This window comes from Aestuariimicrobium ganziense (assembly GCF_015352975.1).
GTDB lineage: Bacteria > Actinomycetota > Actinomycetes > Propionibacteriales > Propionibacteriaceae > Aestuariimicrobium > Aestuariimicrobium ganziense.
Window position 1 is genome coordinate 121,431 of sequence record NZ_JACYIZ010000001.1, and the last position, 22,048, is coordinate 143,478.

Annotated in this window: 19 protein-coding genes; 17 read left to right on the forward strand and 2 right to left on the reverse strand. The window is 69.1% G+C overall.

All coding sequences use genetic code 11. The features are described 5' to 3' along the window. Window positions 1-20 precede the first annotated feature (20 nt). Window positions 21-746: an SDR family oxidoreductase gene (locus tag IE660_RS00580; RefSeq protein WP_203566387.1), complete on the forward strand. Its 726-nt coding sequence runs from the start codon at window positions 21-23 to the stop codon at window positions 744-746. Window positions 747-760: 14 nt separating this feature from the next. Here the strand turns inward: IE660_RS00580 and IE660_RS00585 are convergent, their stop codons facing one another. Continuing rightward, window positions 761-1,108: a hypothetical protein gene (locus IE660_RS00585; protein WP_203566388.1), complete on the reverse strand. Its 348-nt coding sequence runs from the start codon at window positions 1,106-1,108 to the stop codon at window positions 761-763. A gap of 323 nt (window positions 1,109-1,431) precedes the next feature. Between IE660_RS00585 and dnaE the strand changes: the two genes are divergently transcribed. Continuing rightward, window positions 1,432-5,004, forward strand: a complete 3,573-nt coding sequence (dnaE, locus tag IE660_RS00590) for a DNA polymerase III subunit alpha (RefSeq protein ID WP_203566389.1) — start codon at window positions 1,432-1,434, stop codon at window positions 5,002-5,004. A 694-nt stretch (window positions 5,005-5,698) separates the two neighbouring features. On the opposite strand, the gene IE660_RS00595 is transcribed toward dnaE, so the two are convergent. Next, complete coding sequence (locus tag IE660_RS00595) at window positions 5,699-6,475, reverse strand: DUF554 domain-containing protein (RefSeq protein WP_328701776.1); 777 nt, start codon at window positions 6,473-6,475, stop codon at window positions 5,699-5,701. Window positions 6,476-6,516: 41 nt separating this feature from the next. Between IE660_RS00595 and hisD the strand changes: the two genes are divergently transcribed. From hisD to IE660_RS00670, 15 genes are all read left to right on the forward strand, one after another. After that, complete coding sequence (hisD, locus tag IE660_RS00600) at window positions 6,517-7,839, forward strand: histidinol dehydrogenase (protein ID WP_203566390.1); 1,323 nt, start codon at window positions 6,517-6,519, stop codon at window positions 7,837-7,839. After that, complete coding sequence (locus tag IE660_RS00605; protein ID WP_203566391.1) at window positions 7,832-8,971, forward strand: histidinol-phosphate transaminase; 1,140 nt, start codon at window positions 7,832-7,834, stop codon at window positions 8,969-8,971. Before hisD ends, IE660_RS00605 begins: the two co-directional genes overlap by 8 nt. Next, on the forward strand, window positions 8,971-9,585 hold the full coding sequence (hisB, locus tag IE660_RS00610) for an imidazoleglycerol-phosphate dehydratase HisB (protein WP_203566392.1): 615 nt from the start codon (window positions 8,971-8,973) through the stop codon (window positions 9,583-9,585). The genes IE660_RS00605 and hisB overlap by 1 nt, the downstream gene beginning before the upstream one ends. Before the next feature lie 44 nt (window positions 9,586-9,629). After that, on the forward strand, window positions 9,630-10,400 hold the full coding sequence (priA, locus tag IE660_RS00615; RefSeq protein ID WP_203566393.1) for a bifunctional 1-(5-phosphoribosyl)-5-((5-phosphoribosylamino)methylideneamino)imidazole-4-carboxamide isomerase/phosphoribosylanthranilate isomerase PriA: 771 nt from the start codon (window positions 9,630-9,632) through the stop codon (window positions 10,398-10,400). Then, window positions 10,397-12,757: an HAD-IB family hydrolase gene (locus IE660_RS00620; protein ID WP_203566394.1), complete on the forward strand. Its 2,361-nt coding sequence runs from the start codon at window positions 10,397-10,399 to the stop codon at window positions 12,755-12,757. Before priA ends, IE660_RS00620 begins: the two co-directional genes overlap by 4 nt. Further along, entirely contained in the window at window positions 12,754-13,767 is a 1,014-nt protein-coding gene (locus IE660_RS16280) for a GNAT family N-acetyltransferase (protein ID WP_203566395.1), read from the forward strand. The genes IE660_RS00620 and IE660_RS16280 overlap by 4 nt, the downstream gene beginning before the upstream one ends. 37 nt (window positions 13,768-13,804) lie before the next feature. Continuing rightward, complete coding sequence (locus IE660_RS00630) at window positions 13,805-14,575, forward strand: YebC/PmpR family DNA-binding transcriptional regulator (RefSeq protein WP_203566396.1); 771 nt, start codon at window positions 13,805-13,807, stop codon at window positions 14,573-14,575. Window positions 14,576-14,644: 69 nt separating this feature from the next. Further along, complete coding sequence (gene ruvC / locus IE660_RS00635) at window positions 14,645-15,226, forward strand: crossover junction endodeoxyribonuclease RuvC (protein ID WP_203566397.1); 582 nt, start codon at window positions 14,645-14,647, stop codon at window positions 15,224-15,226. Continuing rightward, complete coding sequence (gene ruvA, locus IE660_RS00640) at window positions 15,223-15,828, forward strand: Holliday junction branch migration protein RuvA (protein WP_203566398.1); 606 nt, start codon at window positions 15,223-15,225, stop codon at window positions 15,826-15,828. Before ruvC ends, ruvA begins: the two co-directional genes overlap by 4 nt. A gap of 20 nt (window positions 15,829-15,848) precedes the next feature. Beyond that, entirely contained in the window at window positions 15,849-16,871 is a 1,023-nt protein-coding gene (gene ruvB, locus IE660_RS00645; RefSeq protein WP_328701777.1) for a Holliday junction branch migration DNA helicase RuvB, read from the forward strand. A gap of 93 nt (window positions 16,872-16,964) precedes the next feature. After that, window positions 16,965-17,486, forward strand: a complete 522-nt coding sequence (gene yajC / locus IE660_RS00650) for a preprotein translocase subunit YajC (protein WP_203566400.1) — start codon at window positions 16,965-16,967, stop codon at window positions 17,484-17,486. A gap of 23 nt (window positions 17,487-17,509) precedes the next feature. After that, window positions 17,510-19,204, forward strand: a complete 1,695-nt coding sequence (secD, locus tag IE660_RS00655) for a protein translocase subunit SecD (RefSeq protein WP_203566401.1) — start codon at window positions 17,510-17,512, stop codon at window positions 19,202-19,204. 3 nt (window positions 19,205-19,207) lie between these two features. Continuing rightward, entirely contained in the window at window positions 19,208-20,356 is a 1,149-nt protein-coding gene (gene secF, locus IE660_RS00660; RefSeq protein WP_203566402.1) for a protein translocase subunit SecF, read from the forward strand. A gap of 28 nt (window positions 20,357-20,384) precedes the next feature. After that, entirely contained in the window at window positions 20,385-20,915 is a 531-nt protein-coding gene (locus IE660_RS00665) for an adenine phosphoribosyltransferase (RefSeq protein WP_203566403.1), read from the forward strand. An 18-nt stretch (window positions 20,916-20,933) separates the two neighbouring features. After that, window positions 20,934-22,025, forward strand: a complete 1,092-nt coding sequence (locus IE660_RS00670; RefSeq protein WP_203566404.1) for a potassium channel family protein — start codon at window positions 20,934-20,936, stop codon at window positions 22,023-22,025. The last annotated feature ends 23 nt before the right edge of the window (window positions 22,026-22,048 follow it).

A 22,048-nucleotide genomic window follows, 5' to 3' on the forward strand; every position in this document is an offset into this window, starting at 1 on the left:
TGCTGAGGCACAGTGGTGTCATGGCACAACTCGAGGGCAAGCGGGCAGCGGTCACCGGTGGGGCATCAGGGATCGGACGAGCCAGTGTGCGGGCGATGCTGGCCGCCGGAGCGACGGTGGCCGTCGTCGACCGCGACGTGGCGGCGATGCAGGCCATGCGCGACGAGCTGGGGGAGAGACTCGTCCCGGTCGAGGTCGACCTGCTCGACCCGGCTGACTGCGCACAGCTCGTCCCGAAGCTGCAGGCAGCGATCGGTGGCATCGACATCTTCCACGCCAACGCCGGCAGCTACATCGGCGGTGACCTGGTCGAGGCCACCGGCGAGCAGATCGACCGGATGCTCAACCTCAACGTCAACGTGGTGATGAAGAACGTCCGCGACGTGCTCGAGGTGATGATCACCCAGGGCGGCGGTGACGTGATCGTGACCAGTTCGCTGGCCGCGCACTACCCGACCCCATGGGAGCCGGTCTACTCATCGAGCAAGTGGGCCGTCGACGCCTTCGTCCAGATCACCCGTCGGCAGGTCTACAAGCACGACATCAGGGTCAGCGCGATCTCACCCGGACCGGTCGACTCGGCCCTGGTCGCCGACTGGCCGGGCGACCGACTGGCTGCGGCCAAGGCCGACGGCTCGCTGATGGATGCCGACCAGATCGGCGAGGCGATCATGTTCATGCTCACCCGCCCGCGCGGTGTGACCGTGCGCGACATGATCGTGATGCCGTCGAACTTCGACCTGTAGGACGAGTCCCTCGCTCAGCTGTTCCAGACCGCGACCGCGCCGGCATGGTCGGTGAGGATGGTCAGCACGACCACCGCGATGGCCAGCACCGGCACCCCGATCCGGGCCAGCAGGCCCGCGAGCGGCCACCGGGCCGGCCGGGACCCCGCCCCACTCGGCAGCGGCGAGGTGGCCGGCAGCGTCCATGCCGCGACCAGCACCGCCGCCGCGAACGGATAGGCGGCAGCGGTCAGCAGGCCGGCGAGCATGTCGTGACGCTCGATCAGGGCGTTGGCGTGCTCACCACCCAGGCTGTGCGCCAGCGAGTCGCCGGTCATCCGGGCGACCTGCAGTGACAGCGCGGCGACGATGGCAGCGGCCACCGCGGGCCAGCGCAGCAGCCAGCGCCAGCGGGGGACCAGGTGTGGACGGGGGCCAGCAGGGCTGCTGCCGGCAGGGCGACGACGGCGAGGTGCACCACCAGCGGGTGCAGAGGAATGCTCATGAACCCTGAGTGTGAGCTCGGTCACAGTGGCTCCGCCAGCAAGCGAAGGCTGTCCTCACCCAGGTCGGGCGCGGTCTTGCGACCCGCCGGGGCCGCGGCCCGGTTGTGTCAGCGTCCCGCACTACAGTGGGGATTCCTCGCTGACCTTCCCCGCAGCCGGGGCACCGAACCGATCCGATCCAGCGGGAGGATGCCCACCTCATGGCCAGCACGCCGTCGTCCAACTTCGTGCACCTGCACGTGCACACCGAGTACTCGATGCTCGACGGGTTGGCGAAGAACAAGCAGCTGTTTGCCGAGGTCGAGCGCCAGGGCATGCCCGCGATCGCGATGACCGACCACGGCAACATGTTCGGTGCCCACGAGTTCTTCCACACCTCCCGCAACCACGATGTCAAGCCGATCATCGGCATCGAGGCCTACGTCGCACCGAGCTCCCGGTTCAGCCGGGTGCAGGAGTTCTGGGCACCGGGCGGACGCCGAGACCCGTCCGACCCGGACGCCGAGGGCGGCAAGGACGTCTCCGGTGGCGGCCGCTACACCCACATGACGATGTGGGCCCGCAACCCTGTGGGGCTTCGCAACCTGTTCCGGCTGTCGTCGTTGGCCAGCTTCGAGGGCCACTACATGAAGCCCCGGATGGACCGTGAACTGATCGCGGCGCACCACGAGGGGATCATCGCCACCACCGGCTGCCCATCGGGCGAGGTGCAGACCCGGCTACGGCTGGGCCAGTACGAGGCCGCCCGTCAGGCAGCAGCCGACTACCGCGACATCTTCGGGCCGGAGTTCTACTTCATCGAGTTGATGGAGCACGGGGTCGACATCGAGCGCCAGGTACGTGACGACCTGCTGCGCCTGCACAAGGACCTGGGCATCCCGTTGCTGCTCACCAACGACTCCCACTACGTCACCCAGGACCAGGTCGACGCCCACGACAACCTGCTCTGTGTCGGCACCGGACGCAACAAGGACGACACCAACCGGTTCCGGTTCAACGGGTCGGGCTACTACATCAAGACCTCCGACGAGATGCGCTCTCTGTTCCGCGACCTGCCCGAGGCCTCCGACAACACCCTGCTGATCGCCGAGATGGTCGATCCCTACGACGAGGTGTTCGCCCCGGTCGACCGGATGCCCCAGTTCGACGTGCCCGAGGGCGAGACGCAGAGCTCCTGGCTGCGCAAGAAGATCGCCGAGGGCGTCACCCTGCGCTACGGCGAGAACCCGCCTGCCGAGGTCTTCGAGCGGATCGAGACCGAGATGCGGGTCATCGAGCCGATGGGCTACTCGTCGTACTTCCTGATCGTGGCCGACATCTGCCAGTACGCCCGCGACAACGGGGTGCCGGTGGGGCCGGGACGAGGATCAGCCGCTGGTTCGCTGGTCAGCTACCTCACCCAGATCATCGAGGTCGACCCGATGGCCCACGGGCTGCTGTTCGAGCGGTTCCTCAACCCCGAGCGGGTCAGCCCTCCCGACATCGACCTCGACTTCGACGACCGCCAGCGCGACAAGATCATCGACTACGTCACCGAGAAGTACGGCCGCGAATACACCGCCCAGGTCAACACCTTCTCGACGATCAAGGCCAAGGCCGCGATCAAGGACGCGAACCGCATCCTGGGCAACCCGTTCTCGCTGGGGGAGCGGATCACCAAGGCGATGCCGCCGGCGGTGATGGGCAAGGACGTGCCGCTGCACGACCTGTTCAACGAGTCGCACGCCCGCCACGCCGAGGGTGCGGAGTTCCGGGCCCTGTTCGAGGCCGAACCCGACGTGCGCAAGGTCGTCCACACCGGGCTGGGCCTGGAGGGCGCGATGCGCGGCCACGGCGTGCACGCCTGCGCCTTCATCATCTCCAACGAGCCGCTGCTCGACGTCATCCCGATGCACCGTCGCGACAAGGACGGGATGATCATCACCGGCTTCGCCTACCCCCAGTGCGAAGACATGGGCCTGATGAAGATGGACTTCCTCGGGCTGCGCAACCTCGGCGTGATCGACCAGGCGATCAAGAACATCGCCTCGAACCGTGGCCTCGAGGTCGACCTGCGCGACATCCCCTTCGACGACACCGCCACCTACGAACTGCTGTCGCGCGGCGACACCCTGGGCATCTTCCAGCTCGACGGTGGGCCGATGCGGGCGCTGCTGCGGCAGATGAAGCCGACCACCTTCGACGACATCACCGCCGTGATCGCGCTCTACCGGCCCGGACCGATGGGTGCCAACGCCCACATCAACTACGCCGAGCGCAAGAACGGCCGGCAGGTGGCCACCCCGATCCACCCCGAACTCAAGGAAGCCCTCGACCCGATCCTGGGCGAGACCCACCACCTGATCGTCTACCAGGAGCAGATCATGGCGGCGGCCCGGCAGCTGGCCGGGTACTCCTTGGGTGGCGCCGACCTGCTGCGCCGGGCGATGGGCAAGAAGAAGAAGGAGATCCTCGACAAGGAGTGGGACCGGTTCAGTGCCGGCATGACCGCCAACGGCTTCTCGCCGCAGGCCATCAAGGCGCTGTGGGACGTCATGGTGCCGTTCGCCGACTACGCCTTCAACAAGTCCCACGCGGCCGGGTACGCCTACGTGTCGTACTGGACGGCCTGGCTCAAGGCCAACTACCCGGCCGAGTTCGGCGCCGCACTGCTCACCAGCGTCGGTGACGACAAGGACAAGATGGCCATCTACCTGGCCGACACCCGGGCGATGGGCATCAAGGTGCTGCCGCCCGACGTCAACTCCTCCGAGGCCGAGTTCTCCGCCGTCGGCGACGACATCCGCTTCGGCCTGGCCGCGATCCGCAATGTCGGTGAGAACGTGGTGGCCAGCATCGTCGAGGCCAGGGACGAGCACGGCCCGGCAACCGACTTCAACGCCTTCCTCGACCAGGTGCCGCTCAGCGTGTGCAACAAGCGGGTCGTCGAGTCGCTGATCAAGGCGGGTGCCTTCGACTCGATGGGCCACCCGCGTCGAGCCCTGATGGAGGTCTACGAGGGCGCGATCGACGAGGTCACCGACCTCAAGCGCAACGAGGCCCACGGCCAGGACTCCTTCGACTTCGGGTTCGGTCTGGCGAACGAGGACGACGGCGCGGGCTACGCCGGGCGCACCATCCCAGAGGTCGACGACTGGGACAAGCGCACCAAGCTCGCCTTCGAGCGCGAGATGCTCGGCCTCTACGTCTCCGACCACCCGCTGCAGGGGTTGGAGCACGTGTTGGCGGCCCACCGCGACTGCACGATGGCGCGAGCACTCGACGAGGACGGCCCGCCCGACGGTTCGATGATCACCGTGGCCGGTCTGGTCACCTCGGTGGTGCGACGGCAGAACAAGCGCGGCGAGATCTGGGCGACGATCACCGTCGAAGACCTGGAGGCCTCGATGGAGGTGATGGTCTTCTCGAAGGCCTACAACCAGTACGCGATGCTGCTGGGCACCGACACGGTGCTGCGGATCAAGGGCCGGCTACGCCGTGAGGACGAGCGGATCAGCCTGCAGGCGCAGGAGATCAGCGCCCCCGACGTGGACGAGGGTCAGGCCACCGGACCGATCACCGTGCAACTGCCCACCGTGCGTTGCACGCCCGAGGTGGTTGTCAGGCTGCGCGAGGTGCTGGGCCGCCACCCGGGCATGCAGGAGGTGAGGCTCACGTTGCTGAGCACCGGCAAGGCCACCACCTTCCGGTTGGACGACACCCTGCGGGTGACCGTGTCGCAACCGCTGATGGCCGACCTGAAGGCGCTGCTCGGTCCCAGCTGCGTCGGCTGACCCCTGAGCCAGCGGTGCCTGCACTCCCCACACAGTGGGTACAGTGTGCGCCGTGAGCCTGCACAGCGAGTCGAGCCCCCAGACGGCACAGCCGCTGGCACCGGCCTCACCCACTTCGCCCTCGGTGTTCGTCGACCCCGGCCGCCGAGGACTGCCCGAGCACCTTCGTCCGGTGGCGCTGCTGCTGTCGGTCTCGGTCCTGCTCGGCGGAGTCCTCGGGGTGCTGTGGAACCTGGTCGTCGACCTGCCCACCTACGTCATCGACGCCAATTCCGGGGCGTCGACCACCGAGCGCGGCCTGACCGAGTTCTTCGGCAGCGACGCCTGGTACGTGCTGTTCGCCGCCGTCGGTGGCCTGGTGATCGGCGTGCTGACCTGGTGGTGGACGGGTCGACGCGGCTGGCTCTGCGTGCTGCTGGCCCTGGGTGCCGCACTGCTGGCCGGCCTCATGTGCTGGGGGGCCGGGCTTGCCCTGGGTCCCCACGACTTCGACCAGCGCATCGCCCAGGCCAGACCCGGTGACCGGGTCGAGATCGACTTCGCGCTGCGGTCGTGGACCGCGTTGCTGGTGTGGCCGATGATGGCCATGGTTCCGATCCTGGTCGGCTCGTCCTTCGGGTCAGAGCCCGAGGCCCGCGGGTGGCGGCGTCGTCCGGTCAGGACCGCCCCCGTGCTGGTGGCGCCCGCCGTCGCCTCAGCCCAGGCGCTGGACGAGCCAGACCAGCACCGGGGCGAGCACCAGCGCCGGGATCAGGTCGGCGACCCGGATCGCCTTCAAGCCGAGAAGCCGAATGCCCAGTCCGACCAGGATCACCCCACCGGCCACTGACAGCGAGTCGACCAGCACCGGATCGAGCAGTCGCCCCAACAGCACCGCGAGCAGCGTGAGCGTCCCCTGGTAGAGACCCACCGCGCCACCAGCGGCCAACACCCCGGCGCCGAGTGCGCTGGCGATGGCGATGGCGGCGAACCCGTCGAGCACCGCCTTGGTGAGCAGCAGCGAGGCCCCCTGCCCCAGTCCGTCCTGCAACGAGCCCAGGATCGCCATCGGGCCCACACAGAACAGCAGGGTGCTGGTGACGAAGGCATTGACGAAGCGGGCGGTGTCGCCGGCCGGGTCGGCTCCACCGATCGCCCTGCGCCTGATCCAGACCGCCAGGTCTTCGACCCGGTCCTCCAGGCGCAGAGCACTGCCGACCATCGCCCCAGCCAGCAGGGCGACCAGGATGACCACGCTGGCAGCCCCGCCGGGCACCGCCGTGGCCAGCGGGTCGCGCAGCAACGGCAGGATCGAGAAGGCGCCGATCACGATGGTGAACAGCCCCAGCACGTCGGTCACGGTCGAGCGGGTGCGCTCGCCGAGCCGGTTGCCGATCACCAGACCCAGCACCGTGCCGACCAGCACCGTGGCGATGTTGACCACCGTGCCGAACCCGATGAACACGGTGGTCATGGCGATGTGGCTGGGCACCGGGCCAATGTAGTCCAGCAGCGCCCTCTAGACTTCACCCCATGCTCCAACTGCTCGATGTGCGCTCCATGTCCGACCGGGAGGCGGCACGCTGTGTGCCGCGGGCCGAGTTCGACGTCGAGCATGCCGTCGAACAGGTGCGGCCGATCGTCGCCGCAGTGGCCGAACGTGGGCTCGAGGCGCTGCAGGAGTTCAGCCTGAGCTTCGACCGGGTGGTGCCGGCCTCGGTGCGAGTGCCGTCGGAGGTGATCGAGGCCGCCGCCGACGCCCTCGACCCCGCCCTGCGTGAAGCTTTCGAGGAGTCGATCCGCCGTCGCCGTGCGGTGTGCGAACTCGCCGAGCGTGAGCAGGAGCGCCACTGCGTCGAACTCGCACCCGGCGCGCGGGTCAGCCAGCGGATCGTCCCGGTCGGGCGGGTCGGGCTGTACGTGCCCGGGGGGCTCGCGCCCCTGGCCTCGAGCGTGATCATGAACGTCGTGCCGGCCCAGGTGGCCGGAGTGGGGTCGATCGCGCTGGCTTCGCCCCCGCAGCGCGACCACGACGGCTGGCCGCACCCGACGATCCTGGCGGTCTGCCACCTGCTGGGTGTCGACGAGGTGTACGCCGTCGGCGGTGCCCAGGCGATCGCCATGTTCGCCCATGGGGTGGACGGCGTCTGCGAGAAGGTCGACATGGTGACCGGTCCCGGCAACATCTACGTGGTGGCGGCCAAGCGACTCCTGCGCGGACTGGTCGGCATCGACTCCGAGGCCGGACCCACCGAGATCGCGATCCTCGCTGACGAGACCGCCAACCCCGCCTACGTGGCCGCCGACCTGATCTCGCAGGCCGAGCACGACCCGCAGGCCGCATCGGTGCTGGTCACCGAGTCAGAGGCACTCATCGATGACGTGCGCGACGAACTCGTCGCGCAGGTCGCCGCCACCAAGCACCACGAGCGCGTCACCACTGCGCTGACCGGCCGCCAGTCGGCGTTCGTCCTCGTCCGTGACCTCGGGCAGGGGCTGGCCGTGGTGAACGCCTACGGGGCCGAGCACCTCGAGGTGCAGACCCGTGACGCCGCTGCCGTGGCCGACCGGGTGACCAGCGCCGGCGCGATCTTCGTCGGCGACCACGCCCCGGTCTCGCTCGGCGACTACTCGGCGGGCTCGACCCACGTGCTGCCCACCGCCGGTTGCGCCTGCCACTCCTCGGGCCTGTCGGTGCGCTCGTTCATGAAGGCGGTGCACGTGATCGACTACACCGCCGAGGCCCTGCTCGACCTGGCCGACGGGGTCGAGGCCTTCGCCCTCGCCGAGGACCTGCCCGGCCACGCCGCCGCCATCACCGTCCGCCGCCCGACCACGGGAGCCATCGATGACTGACCTGCCACCGCCGGTGCGACTGGCCGACCTGCCGCTTCGCGACGAACTGGTCGGCGAACAGCCCTATGGCGCCCCCCAGCTCGACGTCGCGGCCCGGCTCAACGTCAACGAGAACCCCTACCCGCCCGACGACCAGGTGATCGCCGACCTGGCCAGGGCAGTGACCCAGTTGGCCCGTGGGATGAACCGCTACCCCGACCGCGAGGCGCTCGGACTGCGCACCGCCCTGGCCAAGTACCTGGGCTACGGGCTGAGTGCCGACAACATCTGGGCCGCGAACGGGTCCAACGAGGTGATGGTGCACCTGCTGCAGGCCTTCGGTGGCCCGGGGCGCACGCTGCTCAGCTTCACGCCGACCTACTCGATGTATCCCGAGTACGCCCGCAACACCCACACCCGCTACGTCACCACCAAGCGCGATGCGGCCTTTCGCCTGGACTCGGCCACCATCCTGGCCGCGATCGACGAGCACGACCCCGACGTGGTGCTGATCACCACCCCGAACAACCCCACCGGCACCGTCACCCCGGTCTCGGTGATCGAGGAGGTCTGTGAGGCCACCCGCAGGATCGTGGTTGTCGACGAGGCCTACCAGGAGTTCACCGAGTTCCCCCAGGACTCCTCGATGGCGCTGCTGCCCAGGTTCGGCCACCTGGTGGTGACCCGGACGATGAGCAAGGCCTTTGCGTTCGCCGGGGGACGACTCGGCTACCTGGCTGCCGGGCCCGGAGTGGTCGACGCCTGCAGGATCGTCCGGTTGCCCTACCACCTGTCGGCCCAGACCCAGGCCCTGGCCGAGGTGGCGCTGCGCCACGCCGGCAGCATGCTCGCCCGGGTCGACCAGCTGCGCGACGAGATCGTCGACCTTCAGGCGTGGCTTCGCCATGCCGGGCTCGACGTCGTGCCCAGCGAGGCCAACTTCTGCCTGTTCGGTCGCTTCGCCGACCGGCACGCGGTCTGGCAGGCCCTGCTCGACCGGGGCGTCCTGGTGCGCGAGACTGGGCCGCAGGGGTACCTGCGGGTCAGCGCCGGCACCCCCGCCGAGATGCAGCTGTTCCGCACCGCGCTCGGCGAGGTGCTGCACGACGAACTCGCCGAGCGGCTCGACCCCACCACCTCGAAGGAGTCCTGATGGACAACCGTCGCATCGCCACCGTCGAGCGGGTGACCAGCGAGTCGTCGGTCAAGGTCACCGTCGACCTCGACGGAACCGGCGAGAGCACCATCTCGACCGGGGTCGGCTTCTACGACCACATGCTCACCGCACTGTCGCGCCACAGCGGCATCGACCTGACCGTCGAGACCACCGGCGACCTGCACATCGACGGACACCACTCGATCGAGGACACCGCGATCGCACTCGGACAGGCACTGGCGAAGGCCCTGGGGGACAAGAAGGGGATCAGCCGCTTCGGTGACGCCACCGTGCCGCTGGACGAGGCGCTGGCCCACTGCGTGGTCGACGTGGCCGGGCGCCCCTACGTGGTCTGCTCCGGCGAACCCGAGGGCCAGGCCTACGCGCTGATCGGTGGCTCGGGCGTGCCCTATGCCGGGTCGATGACCCGCCACGTTGTCGAGTCGCTCGCCCTCAACGCCGGGCTGTGCGTCCACCTGCGCCTGCTCGCCGGACGCGATCCCCACCACATCGTCGAGGCCCAGTTCAAGGCCTTGGCCCGTGCACTCCGCGCTTCGGTGGCCCGGGACGAGCGTGTGGTCGGTGTTCCCTCGACCAAGGGCAGCCTGTGAGCCCGGCGTCGACCGGGCATGGCCACCGGCTAGGCTGAGCGACCGTGGAGAATTCGACTGACGACCTCGTCCTGCTGCCCGCCGTCGACGTGGCGGGCGGCCAGGCCGTCCAACTGGTGCAGGGCGTCGCCGGCTCCGAGAAGGTCTTCGGCGACCCGCTCGAGGCAGCTCTGCGCTGGCAGCGCGCCGGGGCCGAGTGGATCCACCTGGTCGACCTCGACGCCGCCTTCGGTCGAGGCTCCAACGCCGACGTCACCGCCCGGATCACCGGCGAACTCGGCATCCAGGTCGAACTGTCCGGTGGGATCAGGGACGACGCCAGCCTGCGGCGTGCCCTGGACGCCGGTGCGCGCCGGGTCAACATCGGCACCGCAGCGCTGGAGAACCCCGAGTGGTGCGAGCAGGTGATCGGCGAGTACGGCGACCGGATCGCGATCGGCCTCGACGTCAGGGGTACACGGCTCGCGGCCCGCGGATGGACCCGCGAGGGCGGTGAACTGCACGAGACCCTCGACCGCCTCGAGGCGGCCGGCTGCCAGCGCTACGTGGTCACCGACGTCGCCAGCGACGGCATGCTCACCGGCCCCAACACCACCTTGCTCGGCGAGGTCTGCGACCGCACCGACGCCGCCGTGATCGCCTCGGGCGGAATCTCGTCCCTGGCCGACCTGGCCACGTTGCGCACCATGGTGGGCCGTGGTGTCGAAGGCGCCATCATCGGCACCGCCCTCTACGTCGGGAACTTCACCCTCGAGGACGCCCTGGCGGTGGCCCGTGGCCAGTCGGTGCCAACAGAGCAGGAGCCACCAGCATGACCCTCCACACCCAGGGCCCGGCGGCCACCTTCGGGCGCTACGAGATGACCCACACGCCTCCGCTGCTGCAGGGTCGGCTCGCCGACCTGCTGGCCGGACGCAAGATCGCGATGACCGGTGTGACCGGCTTCATCGGCGAGCAGGTCCTGTGGAAGGTGCTCACCGAACTGCCCCAGACGCGGGTGGCCGTGCTGGTGCGTGCCAAGGGATCGGTCACCGCCCACGAGCGCGTCGTGGCCCTGGTGCGCAAGCCGATCTTCAAGCCCTTGGTCGAGGCCGCCGGGGGAGCCGAGCAGTTGGTCGACCAGCGGGTCGAGGTGCTCGAGGGTGACCTGCCGCACGTGCCCGAGTTGCCCCGTGACATCGACGTGCTGGTGCACTGCGCCGGTGACGTGTCGTTCGACCCGCCGATCGACGAGGCCTTCGCCACCAACGTCGAGGGCACCAGCGTGCTGATGGCCAAGTTCCTCGACTCCTGCCGCGACGCCGAGGGCAAGCTCGAACGCATCCCGCACTACGTGCACGTCTCGACCGCCTACACCGCCGGACGCCGCCGGGGCGCGATCCCCGAGGCCAGTCACCCCCACCGGGTCGACCACCACGCCGAGGCCGAGCACGCCCACGAGATGAAGGAGCACATCGAGCGGCAGTCACGCACCAGCGAGCAGCTCACCACGCTGCGCCGCGAGGCCGAGCGGCTGCACCAGCAGGCCGGCTTCCTCACCACCGCTGTCGACACCGAGCGACGACGGGCCGAGTGGGTCAAGCAGCAGTTGGTCGCCGCGGGTACCGAGCGGGCCCGTTCGCTGGGCTGGACCGACGTCTACACCTTCGCCAAGGCGATGGGGGAGCGCGCCGTCGAGGAACTGGGTCGCGAGATCAAGGTCTCGATCGTCCGCCCGGCGATCGTTGAGTCCTCGCTCAAGCATCCCTACCCGGGGTGGATCGAGGGCTTCAAGATGGCCGACCCGATCATCCTGGCCTACGCCAAGGGAGAGCTGCCCGAGTTCCCGGCCTCGCCCGACTCGGTGATCGACATCGTCCCCTGCGACCAGGTGGTCAACGCGATTGTCGCGGTCTGCGCCACCGAACCCGAGGTGGGCCGCCCCGAGTACTACCACTGCGCCTCGGGTGCCCGTAACCCGCTGACCTTCAAGGGCATCCACGACCAGATCCGCGAGTACTTCACCCGCAACCCCTACCTGGTCGACGACAAGCCGGTGAAGCCAGCGCACTGGAAGTTCCCCGGCCACGTGCCGATCGAGCGGCTGCTGAAGGTCGCCGAGGTCGCCCACGGCGCCGGTGAGCGGCTGATCAGCTACGCGCCGCGCTCGGCCCGCACCCGCAAGGTCGCACTCGTGCTCGACAAGCAGGGACGAAGCCTGGGCTTCTTCCGCAAGTACCTCAACCTCTACGGGGAGTACCTGCAGTCGGAACTGCACTTCGTCGACGACTGCACCCTGGCGCTGCACCGCAGCCTGCACGCCGACGACGTCGAGGCGTTCGGTTTCGACTCCGCCGACATCGACTGGACCCACTACCTGCACGACGTGCACGTGCCGGCGATCACCGACCCGGTCAAGCGGCTGGAGGCCCTGCGCAAGCGGCGTGCCGCCCGCTCGTCCACCTACAAGCCGCTCAAGGCGTCCGAGACGGGCACCGACGAGCCGGTGCTGGCGGTCTTCGACCTCGACGGCACGGTGATGGCCACCAACGTCGTCGAGCAGTACCTGTGGGCGCGGATGCCGAAGCTGTCGGTGCCTCGCAAGGCCCGTGAGGTGGCCGGCATCCTGGGTCGTCTGCCCTTCTACCTGAGCGCCGAACGGCGTGACCGCGGTGACTTCCTGCGCAGCATCTACCGGCGCTACGCGGGTCTGCGGATCGACGAACTCAACGACGTCGTCGACACCCAGCTGCGCCAGTACATCCTCGACCGGGTCTCACCCGATGCCCTGGCCCGCATCCAGGAGCACCGCGACGCCGGTCACACCACGATCCTGCTCACCGGGGCGGTGCGGCCATTCACCCGCCCGCTCTCCGACCTGTTCGACGTCGTGGTCGCCGCAGAGCTGTCCACCGACGCCGATGGCGTGTGCACCGGCTACCTCGACGGGCCGCCGATGGTGGGGGAGTCACGTTCGGCCTGGTTGAGCCACTACGCGACCCTGCACGGCATCGACCTGACCAAGAGCTACGCCTACGCCGACTCACACGTCGACCTGCCGATGCTCACCACGGTCGGCAACCCCGTCGTGGTCAGCCCCGACATCGCCCTGATGCGGGCCGCCAGGAGCAACGGCTGGTCGGTGGTCGACTGGCCCGTGGAGAAGCCCAAGCGGCGACTCCGGCCGCTGTGATCGCCCAGCCCATCGTCGAGCCCACCCTGGAGTGGGCGAGCCTGACGATGGACGACCTGGTCGACATCGCAGAACTGTGCGAGGCCTGCGACTACATCGACGACCCCGCCCAGCGGATCACCTTCGAGGAGATCGCGGCCCAATTGAGCGCGCCCGGTGCCGACCTCGCCCGCCACGGCGTGGTCGGCCGCGACCGGGTGGGCACCGCGCTCGCGGTGGGCTGGCTGCACGGACGAGGCTTCAGCGAGGGTCGACCGCGGATGTGGCTGGAGTGGCGGGTGCACCCCGCCATGCGCCATCGCCAGATCGGCGGTGCCGTCGTGGCGTGGCTTCGCGACCGTGGACGCCAGTGGTACGACGAGGTCGCGCCCGACCGGCCTCGTCCGCCGCTGTGGATGGGCTGCTACGCCGACCAGAAGTTGGGCCTTCGGCGCCACCAGCTCGAGCGCAACGACTTCGTCGGTGAGCACATCTACCGCGACATGCACGTGCACTTCGGCGACCACGACTTCGCCGACACCCCGCCCACACCACCTGCCGGCACCCGCTTGGTGCCGTTCGCGCCGGAGTGGTCGCCGGCGGTCTGGCAGGCCCACAACCAGGTCTTCGAGTCGTCACAGAAGGTGGCGCTGGTCGAGTGGGAGCACTCGCTGGTGGTGGCGACCGCGCGTCCGCAGTGGAGTTGGGTTGCCCTGACCGCTCCAGACACCACCGACGAGCCACCCACCGTGCTGGGTTACGCGATGAGCTCGGCCTACGAGGCCGACTGGGAACCGATGGGCTCCAGCGAGGGCTGGATCGACCGTCTGGGCGTGCTCGAGCAGGCTCGCGGACGAGGCATCGGCCAGGCCCTCGTCCTGGCCTGCCTGTCCAGCTACCAGCGCGCCGGGCTCGAGGGGGCAGGGGTCGGGGTCGACTCCGACAACCCGGCCGGTGCCGAGCGACTGTTCGAGCGGCTGGGCTTCGTGCAGGCCGATGCCGTGGTGCTGTACGGCCAGAGGTTCGCCTAGACTTGTCTCTCGCACCTGAGCGCGACGAAAGGCAACCATGAGCGGTCACTCCAAGTGGGCCACCACCAAGCACAAGAAGGCAGTCATCGACGCCAAGCGCGGCAAGCTGTTCGCCAAGCTGATCAAGAACGTCGAGGTCGCAGCCCGGATCGGTGGTGGTGACCCCGGGGGGAACCCGACGCTCTACGACGCCATCCAGAAGGCCAAGAAGAGCTCGGTGCCGAACGACAACATCGACCGTGCGGTCAAGCGCGGCTCGGGTGCCGACGGCGGCGGGGCCAACTACGACACCATCATGTACGAGGCCTACGGCCCGGCCGGTGTGGCGATCCTGATCGAGTGCCTGACCGACAACCGCAACCGGGCGATCTCCGACGTGCGCGTCGCCGTCACCCGCAACGGCGCCACCATGGCCGACGGTGGTTCGGTGCAGCGGATCTTCGCCCGCAAGGGCGTCGTCATCGTCCCCAAGCAGCAGGGCGAGCGCACGGTGACCGAGGACGACGTGCTCGAGGCCACCCTCGATGCCGAGCCCGAGGACGTCGTCGACTCCGGTGAGGTCTTCGAAGTGGTCAGCGACCCGAGCGTGGTCGTCGAGGTGCGCAAGGCCGTCCAGGCCGCCGGTCTCGACTACGACTCCGCCGAGGTGGAGTTCCGGGCCGACTTCGACCAGCAGCTGACCTCGGTCGACGAGGCCCAGAAGCTGTTTCGGGTGATCGACGCCCTGGAGGACTCCGACGACGTGCAGAACGTGTACACCAACGTCGACCTGCCCGACGAGGTTGCGGCGGCCCTCGACGCCGAGTGAGCCCACGGGCGGGTGCTGCGCAGCGTGTCGCCACGGCACGCCGCGGGGCGACCGGCTAGGGTTTCGAACATGTGTTCGGCCCCTGTCAGCGTGCCCGTGACGGGCCGGCGTGGGCCCGTGCGGGTGCTCGGCATCGACCCCGGCCTGACCCGCTGTGGCGTCGGCGTGGTCGAGGGCACTGTGGGCCGCCCGCCCACCTTGGTGGCGGTCGGGGTGATCAGGACGACGCCAGACCTCGACCCGGCGATCCGACTGTTGCGGATCGAAGAGGGTCTGGAGGAGTGGCTCACGCTGCACCGGCCCGACCGGGTGGCCGTCGAACGAGTCTTTGCCCAGCACAACCTGCACAGCGTCACCGGCACCGCCCAGGCCGCAGGGGTGGCCATGCTGGTCGCCGCCCGGCGGGGGATCCCGGTGGTGACCCACACCCCGACCGAGGTGAAGGCTGCCGTCACCGGCTCGGGCCGCGCCGAGAAGCAGCAGGTGGCCCAGATGGTGGCCCGGGTGCTGCGACTGGACGAGCCGCCCCGTCCGGCTGACGCTGCTGACGCGGTCGCCCTGGCCATCACGCACCTGTGGCGGGGCTCGGCCACCAACCGCTACGCCGAACTCGTGGAGCGCCACGCCGGCTCGAGAGGAACCAGACGATGATCTCCCAACTGCGCGGCACCGTGGTGGCCGCTGGTGCCACCTGGGTCGTGCTCGACCTGTCCGGTTTCGGGGTGAGGGCGCTGTGCCCGCCGGCGACCGCCGCCGGTGTCCGGTTGGGCGAGGAGTCGGTGCTGCACACCTCACTGGTCGTGCGAGAGGATTCACTCACCCTGTACGGCTTCGCCGATGCCACCGAACGCGATGCCTTCGAACTCGTCCAGACCGCCTCAGGAGTCGGCCCCAAGCTCGCCCAGGCCATCGTCAGCGTGCTCAGCCCCAGTGATCTGGTGCAGGCCATCAGCACCGAGAACCTCACTCGGTTGTGTGCGGTGCCCGGCATCGGCCGCAAGGGCGCTCAGAAGTTGGTCATCGAACTCAAGGACAAGGTGCTCAGCCTGGGCGTCGACACCCCGGCCGCACCGGCGGTCAGCAGCGCTGACCAGGCCTGGCGTGAACAGGTGACTGACGGGCTGGTCGGCCTGGGATGGTCAGCCAGGGATGCCGAGGCGGCCTGCGACGCGGTCGCCCCGATGGCCGCCGACGACCCATCGGTGGGGGTGGCCACGCTGATGCGGGCCGCGCTGAAGAGCCTGGCTCGCTGAGTCGTGCAACAGTGGGCACCGTGAGTCACTCGCAGGTCGATCCGCACGCCGAGCCCGAGGAGCGGGCCGTCGAGGCACAGCTTCGTCCCACCACGCTCGGCGAGTTCGAGGGCCAGCCGCGGGTCAGCGACCAGTTGGGCCTGGTGCTCGACGCCGCCAAGCACCGGGGGACGGTGCCCGACCACGTGTTGTTGTCCGGACCGCCCGGGCTGGGCAAGACCACGCTGGCGATGATCATCGCCGCCGAGATGCAGGCACCTCTGCGGATCAGTTCGGGGCCGGCCATCCAGCACGCCGGTGACCTGGCCGCGATCCTGTCGGGCCTGAGCGAGGGCGAGGTGTTCTTCCTCGACGAGATCCACCGGATGTCCCGGCCGGCCGAGGAGATGCTCTACCTGGCCATGGAGGACTTCCGGGTCGACGTGGTGGTGGGCAAGGGTCCCGGGGCCACGGCGATCCCGATCGACATCCCGCCGTTCACCCTGGTCGGCGCCACCACCCGCGCGGGGCTGCTGCCTGGTCCACTGCGCGACCGTTTCGGGTTCACCGCCAGCCTCGACTTCTACGACGACACGCCGCTTCGCCACATCGTGCTGCGCTCGGCGGGCGTGCTCGGGGTGGGCGTGGACGAGGACTCCGCCGCGGTGATCGCCTCGCGGTCCAGGGGCACGCCGCGCATCGCGAACCGGCTGCTGCGCCGGGTGCGTGACTTCGCGCAGGTGCGCAACGCGGGGACGATCACCCCTGAGTTGGCCGCCGAGGCGCTCCAGCTCTACGAGGTGGACGAACTCGGGCTCGACCGGCTCGACCGCAACGTGCTCGAGGCGCTGTGCCTGCGCTTCGGTGGGGGACCGGTGGGGTTGTCGACGCTGGCCATCGCTATCGGTGAGGAGACCGAGACCGTCGAGGAGGTCGCCGAGGCCTACCTGGTGCGGCTGGGCTTCCTGATGCGCACCCAGCGGGGGCGGGTCGCCACTGCGCGCGCCTGGCGCCACCTGGGCATGGACGAACCCCGGGGCGACGCCGACCTGTTCTCCAGCTGAGGAGCAATCGCGCTCCACGGGGGCGGTTCGGGCTTTTCGGGCGTGAGTCGCTAGTCTTGGCAGGTCCAAACCCCCGCGAGGAGTTTCACAGTCGTGCACACGCTCCAGACCCAGGTCCCCTCGACCTTGATCATGCTGGCCCTGGCCGGTCTGCTGTTCTACTTCATGATCATCCGGCCGGCCCGCAAGCAGATGGCCAACCAGCGTGCCCAGCGCCAGGAGGTGAACGCAGGCACCGAGGTCGGTGCCCGGGTGATGCTGGCCAGTGGGCTGATCGGTACCGTCCGCGTGGTCGGTGAACGCCAGATCATCCTCGAACTGGCACCGGGCATCGAGGTGACCGTGCTCAAGGACGCCGTGAGCCGGATCCTCGCCCCCGAGGACGAGGACTTCGACTACGACGACGGCGACGACGAACTCGAGGTGGTCGGAGCTGTCGAGGGCGATGAGCCGGTCGTCCACGGCTACGAGCAGGTTCACGGGGAGCAGCTGCACGAGGAGCAGGTCTTCGGCCGCGACAGCATCGGTGCCGACGACGACCAGTTCGCCCCGGTGATCTCCAACGAACCCGCCGAGCCCACCGAACCCCCCAGCGACCCCGCGCCGCGGGCCTGACCCCTTCGAGAAGGTAGACAACCGTGGCGACACAGAGCACACGGCGGCACCACCCCGGGCGCACCCTGCTGGTGTTCCTGCTGGTCTGCGCGTCGATGTTCGGCCTGATGGCGCTGGCCAAGACCTGGACTCCGCGCCTGGGTCTCGACCTGCGCGGCGGCACCACCATCACCCTGACCGCCCGCAACACCAGTGGCTCGGGCAGCGTCTCGGCGACCAGCCTCGAACTGGCGCGAGGCATCATCCAGCAGCGCGTCGACTCGTTGGGTGTCGGCGAGGCCGAGGTGACCACCCAGGGCGACAACCACATCGTGGTCAGCGTGCCCAACGTGCAGCGTGACGAGCTGATCCGCCTGGTCGGCCAGACCGCCATGCTCAGCTTCCGAAACATCTACCAGAGCGCCCAGAGCATGCCCCCGGCCGCGACACCGAGCCCGACCCCGGGCAACGGCAGCGCCGTACCGAGCGGATCGGCGTCCCCCTCGACCAGTGCCAGCCCGTCGGCCAGCCCGACCCCGAGCGTCCAGGCCACCCCGACCCCACCGGGCCTGCCCACCGCGCCGCCGCCGGAGCCCACCCCTCGTCCCAGCACCCCTGCCCCCGTGCAGCCCGAACTGGACGAGAAGCTGCAGTGGCAGCCCAGCCAGCAGGACATGGTCGACTTCTCGACCTGGAACTGTGGCGACCCGATGCCCGACGTGCCTGACCAGCCGCTGTTCGCGTGCGACGTGTTTGCCCAGAAGTACCTGCTCGGCCCCGAGATCATTCCCGGCGAGTGGGTGACCGACGCCCAGGCCGGCATGCGCCAGGGCGACATCATCTACGTGGTCACCCTGCAGTTCAACAAGCAGGGCACCGACGCCTTCCTGGCCGCCACCACGCGGCTGTCAACCCTGCAGGACCCGATGAACCGGTTCGCCATCGTCCTCGACGGTGACGTCATCAGCTCTCCGTCGGTCAGCCAGCCGATCCCCGGCGGCAGCGCCGAGATCAGCGGCAGCTTCAACCAGCAGACCTCGACCGAACTCGCCAACGTGCTGCGCTACGGCGCCCTGCCGCTGGCCTTCGACGTGTCGTCGGTCGACAACGTGTCGGCGTCGCTGGGTGGCGAGCAACTGCGCGGAGGCATCATCGCCGGCATCGTCGGCCTGATCCTGGTGACCGCCTACAGCTTCTTCTACTACCGCGGTCTGGGCATCGTCGTGGTCGGCTCACTGGTGGTGGCCGGTGTGATGACCTACGCCTCGATGGTGTTGCTCGGCGAGGCGGTCGGATTCGCGCTGAACCTGCCCGGCATCGCCGGCGCCATCGTCGCCATCGGCATGACCGCCGACTCGTTCATCATCTACTTCGAACGCATCCGTGACGAGATCCGCGACGGCAGACCACTGCGTACCGCGATCGAGACCGGATGGCAGAAGGCGCGCAGCACCATCGTGATCGCCGACGCGGTCTCGTTGCTGTCGGCCCTGGTGCTGTTCATCCTGGCGATCGGTGCGGTCAAGGGCTTCGCGTTCACGCTCGGCCTGACCACCCTGATCGACCTGGCGATCATCTTCTTCTTCACCAAGCCGCTGATGTCGCTGCTGGGACGCACCAAGTTCTTCGGCCAGGGTCACCGCCTCAGTGGCCTGGACGCCCGGCACATGGGCGTTTCCCGTGATTCGTTGCTGGGACGACGTGCCCGCCAGACCCGCCGTCGCGTGAAGGAGGCCTGAGCCATGGCTCCGACCAAGAAGTTGAGCGAGCGGCTCTACACCGGCGACTTCGCCTTCGAGTTCGTCAAGCACCGCCGGCGCTGGTACATCCTGTCGGCGGTCATCCTGACCATCTGCCTGCTCGCCCTGGCGGTGCGTGGGCTCAACATGGGCATCGAGTTCACCGGTGGCGCCAGCTTCCAGGCCCCGACCCAGGTCTCGGCCGACACCGTCGATCGCGCCCGCACGGCGCTGGCCAACAGTGGTGTCGAGGCACTCAGCGATGCCAACGTCGTCACCATCGGCGACCAGACGGTGCGCGCCCAGACCAGGAGCCTCACCACCGAGGAGGTCTCGAAGGTGCGCGAGGCGCTGGCGGCGGAGTTCGGCAGCACCAAGGAGCAGATCGCCTACTCCTCGGTCGGCAAGTCCTGGGGTGACCAGATCACCCAGAAGGGCCTGCAGGCGCTGATCATCTTCATGACCCTGGTCGCGCTGATGATCTGGGCCTACTTCCGGGACTGGAAGATGTCGGTGGCCGCCCTGGTCGCCCTGGTGCACGACCTGATCGTGACCGTCGGCGTCTATGCGATCGTCGGGTTCACCGTCACCCCCGCCAGCCTGATCGGCGTGCTGACCATCCTCGGCTACTCGCTGTACGACACGGTGGTGGTCTTCGACAAGGTCCGCGAGAACGTGGCCGGTCTGGCCAACACCGGCCGCAGCTACTCCGAGGCGGCCAACCACGCGGTCAACCAGGTGCTGATCCGCTCGCTGAACACCACGATCATCGGCGTGCTGCCGGTGGCGGCGTTGCTGATCGCCGGTGCCTTCGTGCTCGGCCAGGGCCCCCTGGAGGACCTCGGCCTGGCCCTGTTGGTCGGCATGGTGGCCGGCGCGTACTCGTCCATCTTCATCGCCACCCCGTTGCTGGCGCAGATGCGCGAGCGTGAGCCCGACATGCAGGCCCTGGCCCGGGCGGCTGCGCGTCGCCACGGCAAGCGCGCGGTCAGTGCGACCGTGGCCGGCACCCCGGTCACCGTGGCCAGCGCCGACGACGAGGACCTCGCCCCGGTCGACCTCCCGGTGGGCGTCACCGACGAGGACGGCGAGGTCGTCCAGACCCCGCGGGTGCAGCCCCGCAAGACCTCTCGGCGCGGACGAGGCCGCTGAGCCCCACACGAGTGACAGGATCACTGGCATGGCTGATCTCGAGTTGATCGCGTCGCTGATCCGCGACGTACCCGACTTCCCCAAGCCGGGCGTGGTGTTCAAGGACATCACCCCGCTGCTGGCCTCACCCCAGGGCTTCGACGAGGCGGTCACCGCGTTGATCGAGTCGATCAGCGGTGAGGTCGACGTGGTCGTCGGCATGGAGGCGCGAGGGTTCATCTTCGCGGCCCCGGTCGCCCTGCGGCTGGGTGCGGGGTTCGTCCCGGTTCGCAAGCCGGGCAAGCTGCCCGGCGACGTCTTCGAGGAGTCGTTCGACCTCGAGTACGGCGCAGAGACACTCACCGTGCACCGCGACGCGGTGCCACGCGGCAGCCGGGTGCTGGTGATCGACGACGTGCTCGCGACCGGCGGCACGATCGGGGCCACCGCCGGGCTGCTGAAGAAGCTCGGAGCCGAACTGGTCCAGGTCTCGGTGCTGGTCGAACTCGGCTTCCTCGGGGGTCGGGCCCGCCTCGAGCGTGAGGGCATCGACTCGTTCGCGTCGGTGCTGACCGTCTGAGCGCCGGGATCACCTGCCATGGCGAGCAACCGGTCACGCACCTCGAGCAACTGGCGCCAGCAGGCCCTGGTCAGCATGCCCCGGCGGCCGGGGTCGACGCCGTTCCGGGAACTGCTTCGCCGGATGCTGCTGGCCGCGCTGTTGCTCACCCTGAGCACCCTGATCGTCTGGTTCGACCGTGACTCCTACGTCGACAACACCGGCCAGGACGGCATCTCGCTGGTCGACGCCATCTACTACTCGACGGTCACCGTCACCACCACCGGCTACGGTGACATCACCCCACTGGCCCCCCATGCCCGCCTGATCAACGCGATCGTGGTGACCCCGCTGCGCATCGGGTTCCTGGTGCTGTTGGTCGGCACCACCCTCGAGGTGCTGGCCAACGAGGGTCGCCGTGGCATGAAGGACGCTGCCTGGAGGAAACGCATGCGCAACCACACCGTGATCATCGGTTACGGCACCAAGGGCCGGGCCGCGGTCAACACCCTGCGGCGCCATGAGCTGCCGATGGACAAGATCGTCGTGATCGACGTCAACTCCCAGAACGTCAACGACGCCAACATCGACGGGGTGGCCGCCTTCCAGGGTGACGGCAGTCGTCGCGACCTGCTGCACCGGGTCGAGATCGGCAAGGCCCGCGAGGTGATCATCACCCTCGATCGCGACGACACCGCGATCCTGACCACGCTCACCGTGCGCCAGCTCAACCCGCGGGCGCACATCGTGGTCTCGGTGCGTGAGCACGAGAACGTGCCCCTGCTGCGCCAGTCGGGTGCAGACATGGTGGTGACCAGCTCCGACACCGTGGGACGACTGATGGGCCTGTCGAGCGTGAACCCGTTCGTCGGCACGGTGATGGAGGACCTGCTGACCCACGGTGAGGGTCTCGAGGTGGGACTGCGCCAGGTCAAGCCCGAGGAGGTGGGCAACTCGCCGGGGGCGATCACCGATGAGAAGGTGCTCGGCGTCGTCCGCCACGAGGTGCTGCGGCGCTACTACGACCCCACCGTCGAGAGCCTGCAGCTCGGCGACTCGCTGGTGGTGGTGCGCCGCTCGGCCACACCGGCCAAGCCGTACCCCAACTTCCACGCCGACGACGACTTCTGATCCGTCGCTGACAGCGGGCTAGA